Source organism: Achromobacter deleyi, assembly GCF_902859705.1.
Lineage (GTDB): Bacteria > Pseudomonadota > Gammaproteobacteria > Burkholderiales > Burkholderiaceae_B > Achromobacter > Achromobacter deleyi.
Map to the genome: position 1 here is coordinate 1 of NZ_CADIJO010000043.1, position 14,134 is coordinate 14,134.

The 14,134-nt window shown below is 66.5% G+C and carries 16 protein-coding genes and 1 tRNA gene; 10 read left to right on the plus strand and 7 right to left on the minus strand.

Annotated elements, in window-relative coordinates:
- Window positions 1–38 precede the first annotated feature (38 nt).
- The gene (locus HV798_RS30355) at window positions 39–395 is read left to right on the plus strand and encodes a phage tail protein (RefSeq protein ID WP_175194776.1); all 357 of its coding nucleotides are present in this window, start codon (window positions 39–41) and stop codon (window positions 393–395) included.
- A 3-nt stretch (window positions 396–398) separates the two neighbouring features.
- Here HV798_RS30355 and HV798_RS30360 read toward each other — a convergent pair whose 3' ends face one another.
- Complete coding sequence (locus tag HV798_RS30360; protein WP_175194774.1) at window positions 399–1,421, minus strand: tyrosine-type recombinase/integrase; 1,023 nt, start codon at window positions 1,419–1,421, stop codon at window positions 399–401.
- A 185-nt stretch (window positions 1,422–1,606) separates the two neighbouring features.
- Here HV798_RS30360 and HV798_RS30365 point away from each other — a divergent pair, with 185 nt between their 5' ends.
- The 3 genes from HV798_RS30365 (at window position 1,607) to HV798_RS30375 (ending at window position 4,747) form a co-directional block, all read left to right on the plus strand.
- Complete coding sequence (locus tag HV798_RS30365) at window positions 1,607–2,068, plus strand: hypothetical protein (RefSeq protein ID WP_025141333.1); 462 nt, start codon at window positions 1,607–1,609, stop codon at window positions 2,066–2,068.
- Window positions 2,058–2,573, plus strand: coding sequence for a hypothetical protein (locus HV798_RS30370; RefSeq protein ID WP_175194772.1), 516 nt, complete (start codon window positions 2,058–2,060; stop codon window positions 2,571–2,573). The genes HV798_RS30365 and HV798_RS30370 overlap by 11 nt, the downstream gene beginning before the upstream one ends.
- Before the next feature lie 599 nt (window positions 2,574–3,172).
- A complete protein-coding gene (locus HV798_RS30375; RefSeq protein ID WP_175216627.1) occupies window positions 3,173–4,747 on the plus strand; it encodes a sensor domain-containing diguanylate cyclase in 1,575 nt (524 codons plus the stop codon).
- 14 nt (window positions 4,748–4,761) lie between these two features.
- Here the strand turns inward: HV798_RS30375 and HV798_RS30380 are convergent, their stop codons facing one another.
- A complete protein-coding gene (locus HV798_RS30380; protein ID WP_175194766.1) occupies window positions 4,762–5,010 on the minus strand; it encodes a 6-phosphofructokinase in 249 nt (82 codons plus the stop codon).
- Between the two features lie 173 nt (window positions 5,011–5,183).
- Here HV798_RS30380 and yddG point away from each other — a divergent pair, with 173 nt between their 5' ends.
- Entirely contained in the window at window positions 5,184–6,092 is a 909-nt protein-coding gene (yddG, locus tag HV798_RS30385; protein WP_175194764.1) for an aromatic amino acid DMT transporter YddG, read from the plus strand.
- Between the two features lie 24 nt (window positions 6,093–6,116).
- Here yddG and HV798_RS30390 read toward each other — a convergent pair whose 3' ends face one another.
- On the minus strand, window positions 6,117–6,308 hold the full coding sequence (locus HV798_RS30390) for a hypothetical protein (protein WP_025141354.1): 192 nt from the start codon (window positions 6,306–6,308) through the stop codon (window positions 6,117–6,119).
- Window positions 6,309–6,558: 250 nt separating this feature from the next.
- Here HV798_RS30390 and HV798_RS30395 point away from each other — a divergent pair, with 250 nt between their 5' ends.
- The 3 genes from HV798_RS30395 to HV798_RS30405 all read left to right on the plus strand — a co-directional run bounded on the left by HV798_RS30395 (window position 6,559) and on the right by HV798_RS30405 (window position 8,253).
- A complete protein-coding gene (locus HV798_RS30395; protein ID WP_175194782.1) occupies window positions 6,559–6,813 on the plus strand; it encodes a hypothetical protein in 255 nt (84 codons plus the stop codon).
- Window positions 6,814–6,935: 122 nt separating this feature from the next.
- Window positions 6,936–7,127 (plus strand): hypothetical protein, encoded by a 192-nt coding sequence (locus tag HV798_RS30400; RefSeq protein ID WP_175194762.1) that lies wholly within the window; start codon window positions 6,936–6,938, stop codon window positions 7,125–7,127.
- A 199-nt stretch (window positions 7,128–7,326) separates the two neighbouring features.
- Complete coding sequence (locus tag HV798_RS30405; protein ID WP_175194759.1) at window positions 7,327–8,253, plus strand: hypothetical protein; 927 nt, start codon at window positions 7,327–7,329, stop codon at window positions 8,251–8,253.
- A gap of 106 nt (window positions 8,254–8,359) precedes the next feature.
- Here the strand turns inward: HV798_RS30405 and HV798_RS30410 are convergent, their stop codons facing one another.
- The 4 genes from HV798_RS30410 to egtD all read right to left on the minus strand — a co-directional run bounded on the left by HV798_RS30410 (window position 8,360) and on the right by egtD (window position 11,903).
- Entirely contained in the window at window positions 8,360–9,253 is an 894-nt protein-coding gene (locus HV798_RS30410) for a carboxylesterase family protein (RefSeq protein WP_175194757.1), read from the minus strand.
- Window positions 9,254–9,342: 89 nt separating this feature from the next.
- A tRNA-Met gene (locus HV798_RS30415) sits at window positions 9,343–9,419 on the minus strand.
- 153 nt (window positions 9,420–9,572) lie between these two features.
- Window positions 9,573–10,889, minus strand: a complete 1,317-nt coding sequence (gene egtB / locus HV798_RS30420; RefSeq protein ID WP_175194755.1) for an ergothioneine biosynthesis protein EgtB — start codon at window positions 10,887–10,889, stop codon at window positions 9,573–9,575.
- Between the two features lie 36 nt (window positions 10,890–10,925).
- Window positions 10,926–11,903: an L-histidine N(alpha)-methyltransferase gene (egtD, locus tag HV798_RS30425; protein ID WP_175194753.1), complete on the minus strand. Its 978-nt coding sequence runs from the start codon at window positions 11,901–11,903 to the stop codon at window positions 10,926–10,928.
- A 403-nt stretch (window positions 11,904–12,306) separates the two neighbouring features.
- Here egtD and HV798_RS30430 point away from each other — a divergent pair, with 403 nt between their 5' ends.
- Window positions 12,307–12,639, plus strand: a complete 333-nt coding sequence (locus tag HV798_RS30430; RefSeq protein ID WP_175194751.1) for an ElaB/YgaM/YqjD family protein — start codon at window positions 12,307–12,309, stop codon at window positions 12,637–12,639.
- A 111-nt stretch (window positions 12,640–12,750) separates the two neighbouring features.
- Complete coding sequence (locus HV798_RS30435) at window positions 12,751–14,133, plus strand: phospholipase D-like domain-containing protein (RefSeq protein ID WP_425486179.1); 1,383 nt, start codon at window positions 12,751–12,753, stop codon at window positions 14,131–14,133.
- Window position 14,134: the final 1 nt, after the last annotated feature.

Consider the following 14,134-nt stretch of genomic DNA (forward strand, 5'->3'; position numbering starts at 1 on the left):
CGCATTTGCAGTGCAAATTACATTTCTAGGAAATAACCATGCAAAAAGAAGTCTTCCAAGCCGACGACAACGGCTTGTTCCTGTATCAAACCCTCGCCAACGAGCTGGCGCTGACGCCCGGCAAGTTCAACATCCCCTTCGGCGCCTACGAAGACGCGCCGCCGCAGCCGGCACAAGGCCAATGGCCGCGGCGCGTCGGGGATGCTTGGACGATGGTCGAGGACTATCGCACCACGCCGTTGTGGGTGGTGGAGTCGGGGGCGCCGTATTCGATCGGCACCGAACATGCCGGCGTTGACGGCAACGTCAGCTATCCCGGTTGGGGACCGCTGCCGGCGTGGCTGACCGAAGTGGCGCCCAAGCCGCCGGCCTCGCAGCCGGTTGCAGCCGCCTAGGCCTTACGCCGCCAAGGCAAGCGCGTCGAGTTCGCCCTCGCGTTCACGGCGCATTTCCTCCAGTTGGCGCCGGCCCAGCGGACTGCGGGTCAGTTTCTGCGCCAGTTCCCTTCCGTGAGGGTGGTAGTAGCGCAGCAGCATCCGGGTATCGACGTTGCCGTTGACCTTCGCCAGTTCGTGGATCGCGAACACGGAGGCCATCTGCGAGGTGCCTTCATGGCGCAGGTCATGGAACCGCAGATCGCGAAAATATGCGGTGTTCGGGCGCCGGCCGTACTGGCGGCACATGGACTCGTAGCGCAGGCGGGCGCGGCGTCGGGCTCGGATGAAGGCGCGGGTGACCGAGCCTGGCTGCATCGTGAAGATGCGGCCGCGCATCGGCCTGCCGGTAACCCAGCGCCGCAGCGCCTCGCGCGCTCGGGGCGTCAGGGGTACGTCACGGGCGCGGCCGTTCTTGGTATGCGGCAGATGCACCACGCCGTGCATCAGGTCCAGGTGCTCACGCTGGATACCTACGACTTCAGACCGGCGCATGCCGGTTTCCTTGGCCACGGTCAGGATGGTCGGCAGTTCGGCCGACCGGGTGGCGCGGATGATCCATTCCAGTTCCTTGCGCGGGCAATCATCGTCTGACACCCCGCGCAGCGTGATGCGGTCAAAGAGACGCCGATCGCGTGCGTCATCCACCGCCGGCCTGCGCACCAGCTGCACGGGGTTGGCCAGTTGGTCAAAACCCCAGTCTTTGCGGATCACGGTGTAGACGTGCGACAGGAAAGCCATGCGCCGCACCACGGTGGCCGGCGCCCGGTCTTTCAGCCATTCGTCGCGCAGTTCGGTCAAGTCCGAGCTGCGAATACGGTCGACCGGCCGGATGGACAGGCGCGTTGCGCGCCAGATGCGCGCAATCGACTGCTCGGCGGTGTGGCCTTTCTTCGTGGCGGACACCTCGGCCAGGTAACGCGTCAGCGCGTCGGCGAGGGTGGGGGCGGGCTTGCGGCGGGGCTGACGACGGGTCCAGGGTTTCATGACGATTCAGGCTAGGGGGTAAGACCAATAAACGGAAACAGCATAAATGCCGAAGCAGGCGGGGCCTGGGGCAAACGGACGACAGTGTCGCCCGGATTTCAAAATTCTCATCCGGCGCGCCACCGCGGCGCCCGTGATGTTCGCGGGAGGCAGCAATGCGCGCCGTCGACAGGAGCGGTGTAACCATGGAACCGGGATCTACGGGATTGGGCGGTTTTGCCGCCCTGAAAATTGCGATGGCGTTCGGCATGCCGGCCGCGATGGCGGCGTTGATCGGCATGTTGCTGATGCCGCCGCGCTCGCCGCGCGAGTTCGTGGCGCGCACCGCTTGTACGGTGGTCAGTTCATTTCTGTTCGGGCCGATATTGGCGATCGGCATGATCGCCTGGATGCCCGACATCATGTCCTCCGCCTACTGGATGGCCGAGCGCACCGGGCTGGGCGAAGACGGGCTGCTGGCCATGTTCTACGTGCTGGGCCCCTGCATGCTGCTGGCCGGATTGCCGGCCTGGTGGGTGCTGGGCGCCTACCTGCGGCTGACGGCCAAGCTGCAGAACCAGGACCTGGTGGACTGGGCAGTCGAGATACGGCGCAAGACGCTGGGGTTGGAAACGCAATCAGACAAGGAGGGCAAGCATGACGCTTGACCAGATCATGGATAGCGCGGTGCGGCCGGCGATGGCGCTGCTGCCCGCGCGGATGGACTCGCGGCAGGCGCATTGCCTGCTCTTGGCGATCGGCCTGCAGGAAAGCCGCTTCATTCACCGGCGCCAGATCGGCGGCCCGGCGCGCGGCTTCTGGCAGTTCGAGCAGGGCGGCGGGGTGCGCGGGGTGTTGACGCATCCGGCCTGCCGGGACGCCGCCAGCCAGGTCTGCCTGGCTCGCGGGGTGGTCGCGACCGCGCCGTCGGTGTACGCGCGGCTGGACCAGGACGACGTGCTGGCGGCGGCGTTTGCGCGCCTGTTGCTGTGGTCGGATCCGGCCAGCCTGCCGCGTATCGGCGACGCCGACTCGGCCTGGGCGCTGTACCTGCGCACCTGGCGGCCCGGCAAGCCCAAGCGGGATAGCTGGGACAGCCTGTACCAACGCGCCGTGGCGGCGGTGTCCGCCCCGGTGGCCAGGAGCGCAGCGCATGTTGCAACAGTGGATTAAGCGGGGCCTCGGCGTCGTGGCGGCCGTGCTGGCGGGCCTGGCCGCCGTCGCCGGGGTTTATTGGAGGGGGCGGGCCATGGGCCGGGCGCAGGAACGCTCGGACAGTGAGGCCCGCCTCCAGGGGCGGGCGGCCGAAGCCCGCAAGGAGGCCAGGGATGTGCAGGAAAATGTGGCTCGCAGCGATGACGATGCCGTGGCTGATCGCCTCAAGTCTGGGTGGGTGCGCCAACCCCCCCCTGCGGACCGGGATTGAATATTGCGATCACGCGCGGCCGGTCTATTTCAATTCCGCGGGGGAAGTGGATGCGACCCCGGCGAATATTCGCCGGCAAGTGCTCCAACATAATGAAACCGTTGCCAGGCTTTGTTTTTGAGGTAAATTGAGATCGCGATTTTCCAGCCGCGGGCGCCTTCTTTTTTTGGCGCCGGTTTTGCGCGGCGGATATTGTGTTGGGTTCTGGTTCTGCAATAATTTCTGACTTTTCACCGATGCGGGCCCATCGCCTGCACGGCAAGCTCCAGGAGAGGCGCTATGGGTCAGGGGGTGCAGTATCGGCAGGCGCATTGCCCCGGGCACATGCGCGGCGGAGAACAATAATATGCCCGACGGCGAAAGCCTGGCCGCTGCGCGGGTTCGTCCGCAGCACCGGTATTCCATGCGTACCGGCCTGCTGGCGTTGGTGTTCGCCTGTATTGCGCCGGCCCTGATGGTGGCGTCCGTCGCCGTCTACGAAAGCTACCAGATCCAGAAAGAACGGATATTCCGCGACACCATTTTCATGGCGCGCAATCTCACGGCCATTCTCGACCGTGAAATGACCGGGGTCGAGGCCGGGTTGCAGATGCTGGCGTCGTCGCCGGACCTGATCAGCGGCGACCTGGCCGGATTTCACCAGCGGGCCCGGGATGCCATCCGCTTCCAGATCGTCGACAGCTACGTCCTGACCGACAAGGAAGGCCATCAGGTGGTCAATACCCTGGTGCCCTATGGCACGCCGCTGCCGGCATCCGGGGTTTCGCAGGAACTGAGCCGGGTGTTCCGGGCGCGTGAGCCCGTGCTGAGCAGCCTGTTCATGGGCGCGGTCAGCCAGAATCCCACCATCGCGCTGGGTGTTCCCGTCATGCGCGGCGACGACGTGGCCTACAGCCTCAATGTCGGCCTGTCGCCCGAACGCATCGGCAACGTGCTGGGCCGCCGCGGGCTGCCCGATGGCTGGGTGACCGCGGTACTGGACAAGACCGGCACCATCGTGGCGCGCACGCGCGAGACGTCCAAGTTCGTCGGCCAGAAGGCCGTGCCGGCCCTGTCGCGGGCGGTCGAGCAGGAAAACGAAGGGTCGCTGGAAACCATTACCAAAGAGGGCACGCCGGTGTACACCGCCTTCAGCCGCTCGGCGCTGACCGGCTGGACGGTGGCCGCCGGGGCGCCGATGACGTTGCTCACGACCGATCTGTACCGTTCCATTGCCTGGCTGGCCCTGGGCACGCTGACGGCGTTTGGGCTGGGCCTATGGCTGGCATTGCGGCTGGCCAACCGCCTGACGTCCGCCGTGCAGGGCCTGGTGGCCCCGGCGCTGGCTCTGGGCGAGGGGCGCACCGTGGAATTGCCCGGCACGCGCGTCAAGGAAGCCGAAGAGGTCGGCACGGCGCTGTTGCAGGCCTCGCGCATGCTGGCACACGCCCAGCACCTGGCGCACTATGACCCGCTGACGGGGCTGTGCAACCGGGTGCTGTTCGGCGAGATGGTCCTGCGCGAGCTGGCCGTGGCACAGCGCAGCGGCGAATCCTTCGCCATCCTGGCGATCGACCTGGACGGTTTCAAGGCCGTCAACGACATGCATGGCCATGCCGCGGGCGACACCGTGCTCAAAGAGGCGGCCGACCGCATGGCCCGCGCCATCCGGGTTTCGGATGTGGCGGCGCGGCTGGGCGGCGACGAATTTGCCGTGCTGTTGATGGGCGCCGACCGCGACAACGCGCAGGCCGTGGCCGAGGCGCTGGTCGAAAGCCTGTCGTTGCCGTATCCCAAGATCCGGGTTGCCGTGTCGGCCAGCGTGGGCATTGCCGTGTTCCCGCAATCCGGCGTCACCATGCTGCAGTTGCTGGAACGCGCCGACATGGCGCTATACCGCGCCAAGGGCCTGGGCAAGCGGCGCGTTGCCTCGGACCGCTGAGGCGGGCCGGGCGCTCAGGCGTCGTGGCGCGGCGCGGGCGGCGGGGTCAGGGCCGTCAGCACCTCGCCCGACTTCAGCCGGTAACGCCGTTCGCCCAGGGCGATGACGCGTTCGCCTTCCGAGGTCCTGAGAATGTAGCGAGTGGTCGCGGCGCTGGCGGGCGGGTGGGTCCGGTCGGCCTGAGAAAAGACTTCTATCCGATAGAGTCGGCCGGATTCCGTCGTGGCCAGCACGTCGGTCAGCCTGCGTATTGAGATGGTCATGCGGCTCGTTCTCCCTCTTGTGTGTTGTTCAACGGGCGCTTCTCTGGCATTTCATTCCCGTATGCCGACGGGTCCGGCGGCGGGGCTGCGGTTTTGGCTACACTCTCGACGGTTTGGCGCGCGCTTTGCCCGGCGCGGGCGGTGGCTTGAATTTCGGGCAATCGGAAAAAGTAATGCAATTTGCTCCCAGCCGGAAGACGGCGACGTTCCTGGGATTGATGGCCGTGGTGCTCTGGGGCACCGTCGTGGGCCTGATCCGCAGTGTCAGCGAGAGTTTCGGCCCGATTGGCGGCGCGGCCCTGATCTATACGGTCGGATCGGCGTTCCTGGTATTGCTGCTGGGTTTTCCGAAACTGCGGTCTTTTCCGCGCTCGTACCTGATTTCAGGCAGCGTGCTGTTCGTTGCCTATGAAATCTGCCTGTCGCTATCGCTGGGATTTGCCGCCAACCGCGGCCAGGCCATCGAACTGGGCATCGTCAATTACCTGTGGCCGTGCTTCACGGTCATCCTGGCGATTCTGATCAATGGCCAGCGCGCGGGCCTCTGGGTGGTGCCCGGCATTGCGCTGTCGTTGTGCGGCATCGTCTGGGTGGTCGGCGGTTCGGGCGGGCTGTCCTGGGACGGCGTGGTCGCCAATGTCTCGAGCAATCCCCTCAGTTATGGCCTGGCGTTCAGCGGCGCCATTATCTGGGCCGTGTATTGCAACGTCACCAAACGCTTTGCCGACGGCAAGAATGGCGTGGCGCTGTTTTTCATGCTGACGGCGGCGGTGCTGTGGATCAAATACGGCTTGAGCGGCGAACCCGCACTGGTGTTTCGCGGGGCCAGCGTGCTGGAACTTTGCGTGACGGGGGGCGCGATGGCCGCCGGCTACGCGTTGTGGAATCTGGGGATACTCAAGGGCAACCTGACGCTGCTGGCCACCGCGTCGTATTTCACGCCGGTGCTGTCGACGTTTTTCGCGGCCGTATGGCTGTCCACGGCCTTGTCCGCTGCGTTCTGGCAGGGCGTGGCCATGGTGACCGCCGGCTCGTTGATCTGCTGGGCGGCCACGCGCGGCAGGCCTGCCCGGGGCGGCTAGCCCCGGCCAGGCGCCCGCGCCGACTCAATCCATGACCATGGTCTGCGCGACTGCGTAGCCAAGCGGAATGAGCAACAGGGATGCGAACAGGGAACTGATAATCGCCGCCGATATCTTCAGCCAGGGTTCGGGCCCTGCGCTTTGAACCGTTTGAATCACCAACGCGACGATACCCACAACCATCAAACAGCTGATAACCACTGCTACGTAAGTCATGTTGTCTCCGTCCTCGCCTGATTAAAGGGATGCGGCCGCCGCTGCTGCGGTCTACATGTTTGGATTGATTGTGCGCCTGTATTCAGGCGGATGGCGCTAGGGTTTTCCTGACGCCGAATCGCGGTGTGGCGTTTTTGCCGCGCACTGTGCAGCATGGAATGCATGTGCGCTCGCAGCATTGATGCCGGTCCGCCAGCCGCGCGCTTTGCGCTACGATGGCGACGTCGAGTCATTCCCCAGTCCGCCAAACATGCCGCAACGATTACGTCCGGGCACGCGCGCCACCCTGCAGGTCAGGCAATTGCTGCCGGGCGAATTCGCCTGGATCATCACGTTGCTCGACCCGGAAACGGGCAATGTGCGCAGCACCAATTATTCCGAGCGGCGCTATGCCAGCCAGGACGAGGCATCGGCCGCCGGCAAGGCCGCGGTCGTGGAATTCCTTGGGAAAGAGGCCCAGGAGGGCGCCGGCCCCCCTCGGGAAGGCAAGCCGCCCAAAGCCTGACAGCCCCCATCACGCCCTCGCCAGAGGGCTTTTTTTCGCCTCGTGCAATGGGGAGAGGGGCTGGGCACGGCACTTGCTGGGTAGCGGACCGGCGCAATTGGCGCCGCCGAGGAGACCCCGCCATGACTCAACTCAATCACCGGCCACCGGGGGCACCGCAAGATGTGCCGCCCGACGATCCGCCGCTGCCCGGCAATCCGCAGCCGGACGACCCGCGTCCGGGCCCCAATCACGCTCCCGACGACCCGGGCGAGCCTGACGTGACGCCGCCAGCGCCCGATCCGCGCGCGCCCGGCACGATCGACCTGGCCTGAGCGCCTGCGTTGCTTCGCAATCCTATTTGTCCGCGACACCAAGGAGGTTTACATGCGTTCGATTCTGCTATGGCTGCTGGGGGTGCCCATTCCCATCATCATCCTGCTGGCGCTGTTCTGGCACTGACACCCCGCCGGGTTTCCGCGCCGACGCCTTCGATCCCGGCGCGGCCGCACAAACAATGAACAAGGAATAACCATGGAAAACGCAACTTCGGCGGGCCAGCCCTACGGCGGCGCGGCCTATGCCGGTGCAATACCCGCGCGTGAATCAGCGGTGTCCGCCGTGTCCTGGGCGGCGGTGTTTGCCGGCGCGGTGATCGCGGCGGCCCTGTCGCTGGCGTTGTTCGCCGGGGGCTCGGGCCTGGGCTTCCTGTCGGTCTCGCCTTGGGCCGGCGAAGGCATGTCGGCCCCGGCGGTAGGCATCAGCGTCATTGCGTGGCTGCTGTTCACGCAGATCATTGCCTACGGCATCGGCGGCTACGTCGCCGGCCGCCTGCGCACCAAGTGGGTGGATACGCATGTGGATGAGGTGTACTTCCGTGACACCGCGCATGGCTTCCTGGTGTGGGCGCTGAGCGCGGTCGTGAGCGCGGCGCTCTTGGGGTCGGCCATTGCGACGCTGGCCTCCGGCGCCGCCAAGGCGGGCGCCTCGGTGGCAGCCGGCGCGGGGGCGGCCGTCACCGCCACCGCAGCGGCCGGCGCGGGCGCGGGCGGCATGGACAACGCCAGCGACTACCTGACCGATGTGCTGTTGCGTTCGGATCGGCCTGACGCCGCAGGCGACAAGGCCGCGTCGCGCGCCGAGGTCGGGCGCATCGTGGCCGTGAGTCTCGCCCACGGCGAGATGGCGCCTGCCGACCGCGACTACGTTGCCAAGGTGATCGCGGCGCAGACCGGCATGGATGCGGCCGCGGCGCAGCAGCGCGTGGACCAGACCATCCAGAACGCCAAGAAGGCCGCCGACGAGGCCAAGCAGAAGGCGCGCGAAGCGGCGGACAAGGCGCGCAAGGCGGCCGCGGCGTTCGCGTTGTGGGGATTTGCGTCGATGCTGATCGGCGCTTTCGTGGCCAGCCTGTGCGCCACGTGGGGCGGCCGGCGCCGCGACACGCTGCACAAGGTGTAAGACGGGAACCGTGGGGCGCGCCGGGTCTGCCGGCCGTCCCCGCGAGCTTTCTGCAAAGCGCGCGTTTCGAGCGGCCTGGCCGCTTTGGCGCGCGCTTTTTTTCGTGTCAGGGGTGCCGTTGCTGGAACAGCCATTCCCGCCAGGGTTTGGCGGTCAGCAGTTCAGGGGCGATGCGATGATCCATGCCGTCGTACGTGACGAAGATCGGCTGGCCCCCGGCCGTGGCCAGCGCCTTTGCCCATACCTGGCTGCCTTCGTAGGGATTTTCCTTGTCGGCCGTGCCATGCATCAGCAGGACCGGAATGCCGGCCAGCGGCTTGGCCAGCGACCGTTCCGGCGGCACGCCCGACATGGCCACGATGGCCGCGAAACGGCGCGGCGAGGCGACGGCAGCGTCCAGCGCAGCCGACGCGCCCATCGAAAAGCCGACGGCATAGATGCGCTTGGTGTCCACCGGATGGCGTTTGGCGATGTCGTCGACCAGCCGCATGACATCGGCCAGGTCCGGGCCGGCTTTCGAGATGCGCACGTCGTGCGCGTCCTTGGTGTAGTTGGCCGTACGGCCCGGCGTCTGCGGCACCAGTACAAAAGCCGGGAAGTCGCGGCGCGATTGCTCGGTGCCGAAGGTGCGGGTGAACGCGTTCAGCGGCGACAGATTGTCTGTGCCGACACCGCCCGAGCTGTGGAAAATTATCACCAGCGGGTATTTTTTGCCGGCGTCCTTGCCCGTTGCGGGCAGGGGCGAAACCAGCCGGTAGGGCAGGGCGGTCTTGCCCGCGCGGGCAAATTCGCCGGGCACGAAGGCATCGATCGGGGCTTGCTTGAAGGCCTCCACCGTTTGCAGCTGCTCGGCCGTGGGGGCGTAGGCGACGTGTGACGCCTGCACATTGCCCGCGGCCTGGGCGGTGGTCGCGCACATCAGGCCGGCGGTCAGCGCCAGGGCGGCGGCAAGTGTCGCCAGGGACAGGGAGCGTGCAATTCGAATCTGGGGCAGCGGCATGTCGATGCTCTTTCCGGGGGGATCGCGCAGCATTCTAAATGGCCCAATGCAAAAAGGCCTTCACTTTCGTGAAGGCCTTTTTAAATTCTTGGTGGCGCATCCCTGATTCGAACAGGGGACCTGCGGATTATGATTCCGTCGCTCTAACCGGCTGAGCTAATGCGCCATCTTTTCCTCTTTTCCGTTTCCCAGCTTCTGATTCAAACCGCAGTTTCAAGCTGTGGTTTCAAACGAAGCTGAGCAACGAAGAACGAAATTCTAGCATGAAATTTTTTGGCAATGCAACTGGGTGTGGGGCGTTTTTTTAACGTCCCCCGCCTCAGGCATCCCGCGCCAGCCGGATGCCCGAAAACTGCCACCGGGCCTCGGGCGGGAAGAAATTGCGATAGCTGGGCCGGATATGGCCGCGTGGCGTGGCGCAGGAGCCGCCGCGCAGCACGTACTGGTTGCACATGAACTTGCCGTTGTATTCGCCCACCGCCCCGGCGTCGGGGGTAAAGCCCGGGTAGGCGTCATAGCTGCTGGCGGTCCATTCCCAGGCGTCGCCATACAGTTGCGCAGGGCCGCCGGCGCCGAGTCGGGCGGGGGCGGGGCGAGGGTCCAGATGGCCGTTTTCCAGCAGGTTGGCGCGGCTGGCATAGCTGGCGTCGGGCAGCTGCCGGGCGGCGTGCTCCCATTCCGCCTCCCGCGGCAGGCGCACGCGGGCCCAGCGCGCATAGGCGTCGGCCTCGAAATAGCTGATGTGGGTGACCGGGGCTTGCAATTCCAGTTCCTGCATGCCGCGCAGCGTGAACACCTGCCAATCGTCGCGCTGGCCTTCCCAGTAGCGCGGCGCACGCCAGCCCTCGGCGCACACCCGTTCCCAGCCCAGCGACAGCCACAGTTCCGGGCGCTTGTAGCCGCCGTCGCGGATGAAGGCCAGGTATTCGTGCTGGGTCACCAGCCGGTTCGCCAGGTGAAAGGGCGTCAGCAACACGTCGTGCGCGGGGCCTTCGTTGTCGAAGCCGAAGCCGTTGCCGTCGTGGCCGATACGGACGATGCCGCCCGGGTAGCGGGTCCAGCCGGCGGGCGTGCCGGGCGGCAGCGCGGGCGAGCCCGAGGCCACGTAGGCCGGCCGAAGCGGGTTGCCCGACAGCATGTGCTTGACGTCGGTCAGGATCAGTTCCTGGTGCTGCTGTTCGTGATTCAGCCCCAGTTCCATCAACGCGTCGAACGCCGGGTCGTTGCCGCCCAGCCGCGAGATCAGTTCATGCATGGCGTCGTCGACATGCTGGCGGTAATGCATCACGTCGGACAGCGGGGGGCGCGACAGCAGCCCTCGTTGCGGCCGCGGATGCTTGGCGCCGACCGCGTTGTAATAGGAATTGAACAGCATCCGGTACTGCGGATGGAACACCGAGTATGGCGGATGAAAATGCGTCAGCAGGAAGGTCTCGAAGAACCAGGTCGTGTGCGCCAGATGCCATTTGACGGGACTGCAATCGGGCATGGATTGCACCTGGCAGTCTTCGGGACTCAGGGGCGCGGCCAGCGCGGTGCTGGTGGCGCGCACGGCGTCGTACCGGTCGTGCTGGCCCGCTTGTCCGGCGGCATAGGGGCCGTTGGCGGGGTGGGTCAGCAGGCAGGCAGGTTCCATGGCGATCCTCCAGGAGCGGGTTGATAGGGCAGGGCGTCAGGCACGCGCGCTGAACACCGAGAACCAGCCGCGTGCGTCCGACCAGTGCTCGATGCCGTGGTAGCCCGCGCTATGGAGCAGGTCGGTGAAGGCCTGGGGCGTGAACTTGTACGAGTTTTCCGTATGGATGCGTTCGCCCGCCGCAAAGTGCCGCTCGCCGCCGGGCCAATTCACGGTGACGGGGTGCTGCGCCTGCAGGTGCATCTCGATGCGCGATTGCTCGCTGTTGAACAGCGCCACATGGCGCCAGTCGCCCACGTCGAAGTCCGATCCCAGCAGGTCGTTGACGTGCCGCAGCAGGTTCAGGTTGAAGGCGGCGGTCAGGTGCAGGGCGTCGTCGTAGGCCGGTTCCAGCACTTGCCGGGACTTGACCCGGTCCACGCCCACCAGCAGGCCGCCGCCTTCGCATTGGCGCCGGATGCGCTGCAGCATGGCGCGCGCGCTGTCCGGATCCAGGTTGCCGATGCTGGAGCCCGGGTAGAAGAACAGCCGTTGTTCGGGCGCGATGGTGGCCGGCAGCGCCAGCGCCTGGGCAAAGTCCTGGCCGATTGCCGTGATGCGCAGGTCCGGATACGACAGGCGCAGCCGGCGCACGGCCGCTTGCAGGTAATCGGCGGAAATGTCGATGGGCACGTAGTGGCGGGGGCGCAGGCTGGAAAACAGCCGTTCGGCCTTGACGCAGTCTCCCGCGCCCAGGTCGATCAGTGTCTGCACCGGGCCGATCTGGCGGGCGATGTCCTCACCGTGGCGTTCGAAGATTTCGGCTTCGCAGCGGGTCGGGTAGTACTCGGGCAGCTGGGTGATGGCGGTGAACAGCGACGAGCCGAGCGCGTCGTACAGGAATTTGGGATCGATATGGGCGGGGCGGTCCAGCAGCCCGTGGCCCAGTTCGTGCTGCTCGGCGCTGACGGGTTGCGGCTGGGGCGCCAGGAAACTGGGCGTGGCGCCGGCAAGAAGTGCGGAAGGGGAGACCATGCGTTCAGTTCCTTTTTGAGGCGGTTGAAGCGCATTGCAAAGGCTCATTGTGGCCGCCAGAGGGGTTCTGGTGTCAAGTCTAAGCCTCTGAAATGCAATGGACTTTTACGAAATTTGGGCGCCCCTGGGGGGCTGCGACTTGGGGACGCTTCCCCGGTGCGTGCCCTGGGGCGGGAAAGGGCGTGACCCCCGGTTCCACGACCTCCAGCAAGTTTCGGGCCACTGAAATATCGGTTAACGGCTGGTTGCGAAAGCTCGGGCGAATATGCGCCGGGCCGGTCACAATGGCCCATGGCCTGGCGGAGCGCGACGGCTCCGCACCGTGGCTCCTGCGTCGCGTGGCGTCTTGCGCATGACCCGGGGGCACGGCAGGCCCAACCCGCACTACGCATTAGGAGCGACTATGAATAGAAAGAATCAGCGCGCTGAAATGGCCCTGCATCGCGACCGGGTGAACGACAGCTTCCAAGAGCTGCTTGCCGGGACCGAAGACCTCTTGCGCTCGACGGCTTCCTATACGGGTTCGGAAATCGAAGCGGCCCGCTCGCGCCTGAAGCGCCAGTTGGCCGATGCCCGTGAATCGGCCGGCGATTGGGAAGGCGCAGCGCTGGAGCGCGCCCGTCGCGCCAAGGCCTACGCCGATGAATACGTCCATGAAAACGCCTGGAAATCCGTCGGCGTGGCTACGCTGGTCGGCGTGCTGCTGGGCTGCTGCCTGCTGGCCAACCGGCGCTAGGCGCGGCGCGCCATGAGGCCGCCATCCCTTTTCCAACGGGCCGCTTGCGGCCCGTTGTCGTTGCGGGCGGGGTGGCTGAGCGCTTGGCGGCCCGGGTTGCGCGCGGCGGCGCTGGCGTGCGTAACCGCCGCGCTGGCTGCCTGCGCCAGCGTGCCCGACGCGCAAGAGCGGGCCGCCCGCAAGGCCCAGGCCGGCCTGTCGGCGGATGCGGCCCAGGACAGCTACCGCCGCGGCCACGATATCGCGGCAAACCCCAGCACCCCCAAAGACGATTTCCTGGCGCGTCACCTGGCCGTCGAAGAGGCCGTCAGCGGCGCGCCGCTGGTGGCAGGCAATCGCGTGCGCCTGCTGGCCGACGGCCCAACCACCTACCAGGCCATGTTGCGCTCCATCGCGCAGGCACGGCGCTACGTGCACATGGAAACCTACATCTTCGACGACGACGAAGAGGGGGCACGCTTTGCCGAGGCGTTGATCGCGGCGCGCAATCGCGGCGCCGACGTTGCCCTGATGGTGGACGCGGTAGGCACGATCAAGACGCCCGACGCCCTGTTCCAGCGCCTGCGCGACGCGGGCGTGCAGGTGGCGGTATTCAACCCCGTCAGCCCCGTCAACGGCAGCCGGGCAGGCTGGTCGCCCAACCAGCGCAATCATCGCAAGATCCTGGTGGTCGACGGCAAGGTCGGCTACCTGGGCGGCATCAACGTCAGCGGCGTCTATGCCTCGTCGCCTTCGGGCGGACGCGGCGGTTCAGGCAGCGTGGGCAGCGGCCCCGACGCCAAGCATAAGGACGCCAACGCGGCGCCGTGGCGCGACACGCACCTGCGCATCGAAGGGCCTGCCGTCACCCAACTGGAAGCCGTGGTGCGCGCCGGCTGGGAATCGCAGACCAAGGAAACGCTCAAGGGCGGCGGCGAGGTGATCGCGCCGCCCGCCACCGGGCCGACGCGCGTGCGCATCCTGTCCAACCAGCCGGACCGCAGCGATGGCTATACGGTCTACCTGACGCTGATGTCGGCGTTCGAGAGCGCGCAGAAGTCCATCCACATCACCATGGCGTACTTCGTGCCGGACCCGGCCTTTGTCGACGTGCTGGCCGCCGCCGCGCAGCGCGGCGTGGACGTGGTGCTGGTGCTGCCGGGTTTCAGCGATTCATCGCTGGTGTTCAATGCCGGCCGCTCGCACTACGGCAAGCTGCTCAAGGCTGGCGTGAACATCTACGAACGTCGCGATGCGCTGCTGCATGCCAAGACGGCGGTGGTGGACGGGGTCTGGTCCACGGTGGGTTCCAGCAACATGGACTGGCGCAGCTTCGCCCTGAACTACGAGGTCAACGCCGTGGTGCTGGGGCCGGATTTTGCCGCCGAAATGGAAGCGCTGTTCCAGCGCGACGTGGCCGATTCGGTGCGCATCACGCCCGAGGCCTGGCGGGCCCGGGGCGTGGACGACCGGTTCATGGAGTTCTTCTCGCGGATGTTCGAGCGCTGGCTGTAGC

Coding starts and splice junctions, on each gene's coding strand:
- HV798_RS30395 (WP_175194782.1), top strand. CDS start 6,559: ATGCCGCAACGATTACGTCCGGGCACGCGCGCCACCCTGCAGGTCAGG.
- egtB (WP_175194755.1), bottom strand. CDS start 10,889: ATGGAACCTGCCTGCCTGCTGACCCACCCCGCCAACGGCCCCTATGCC.
- HV798_RS30355 (WP_175194776.1), top strand. CDS start 39: ATGCAAAAAGAAGTCTTCCAAGCCGACGACAACGGCTTGTTCCTGTAT.
- HV798_RS30405 (WP_175194759.1), top strand. CDS start 7,327: ATGGAAAACGCAACTTCGGCGGGCCAGCCCTACGGCGGCGCGGCCTAT.
- HV798_RS30400 (WP_175194762.1), top strand. CDS start 6,936: ATGACTCAACTCAATCACCGGCCACCGGGGGCACCGCAAGATGTGCCG.
- HV798_RS30380 (WP_175194766.1), bottom strand. CDS start 5,010: ATGACCATCTCAATACGCAGGCTGACCGACGTGCTGGCCACGACGGAA.
- HV798_RS30360 (WP_175194774.1), bottom strand. CDS start 1,421: ATGAAACCCTGGACCCGTCGTCAGCCCCGCCGCAAGCCCGCCCCCACC.
- HV798_RS30375 (WP_175216627.1), top strand. CDS start 3,173: ATGCCCGACGGCGAAAGCCTGGCCGCTGCGCGGGTTCGTCCGCAGCAC.
- HV798_RS30430 (WP_175194751.1), top strand. CDS start 12,307: ATGAATAGAAAGAATCAGCGCGCTGAAATGGCCCTGCATCGCGACCGG.
- HV798_RS30390 (WP_025141354.1), bottom strand. CDS start 6,308: ATGACTTACGTAGCAGTGGTTATCAGCTGTTTGATGGTTGTGGGTATC.
- egtD (WP_175194753.1), bottom strand. CDS start 11,903: ATGGTCTCCCCTTCCGCACTTCTTGCCGGCGCCACGCCCAGTTTCCTG.
- yddG (WP_175194764.1), top strand. CDS start 5,184: ATGCAATTTGCTCCCAGCCGGAAGACGGCGACGTTCCTGGGATTGATG.
- HV798_RS30365 (WP_025141333.1), top strand. CDS start 1,607: ATGGAACCGGGATCTACGGGATTGGGCGGTTTTGCCGCCCTGAAAATT.
- HV798_RS30370 (WP_175194772.1), top strand. CDS start 2,058: ATGACGCTTGACCAGATCATGGATAGCGCGGTGCGGCCGGCGATGGCG.
- HV798_RS30410 (WP_175194757.1), bottom strand. CDS start 9,253: ATGCCGCTGCCCCAGATTCGAATTGCACGCTCCCTGTCCCTGGCGACA.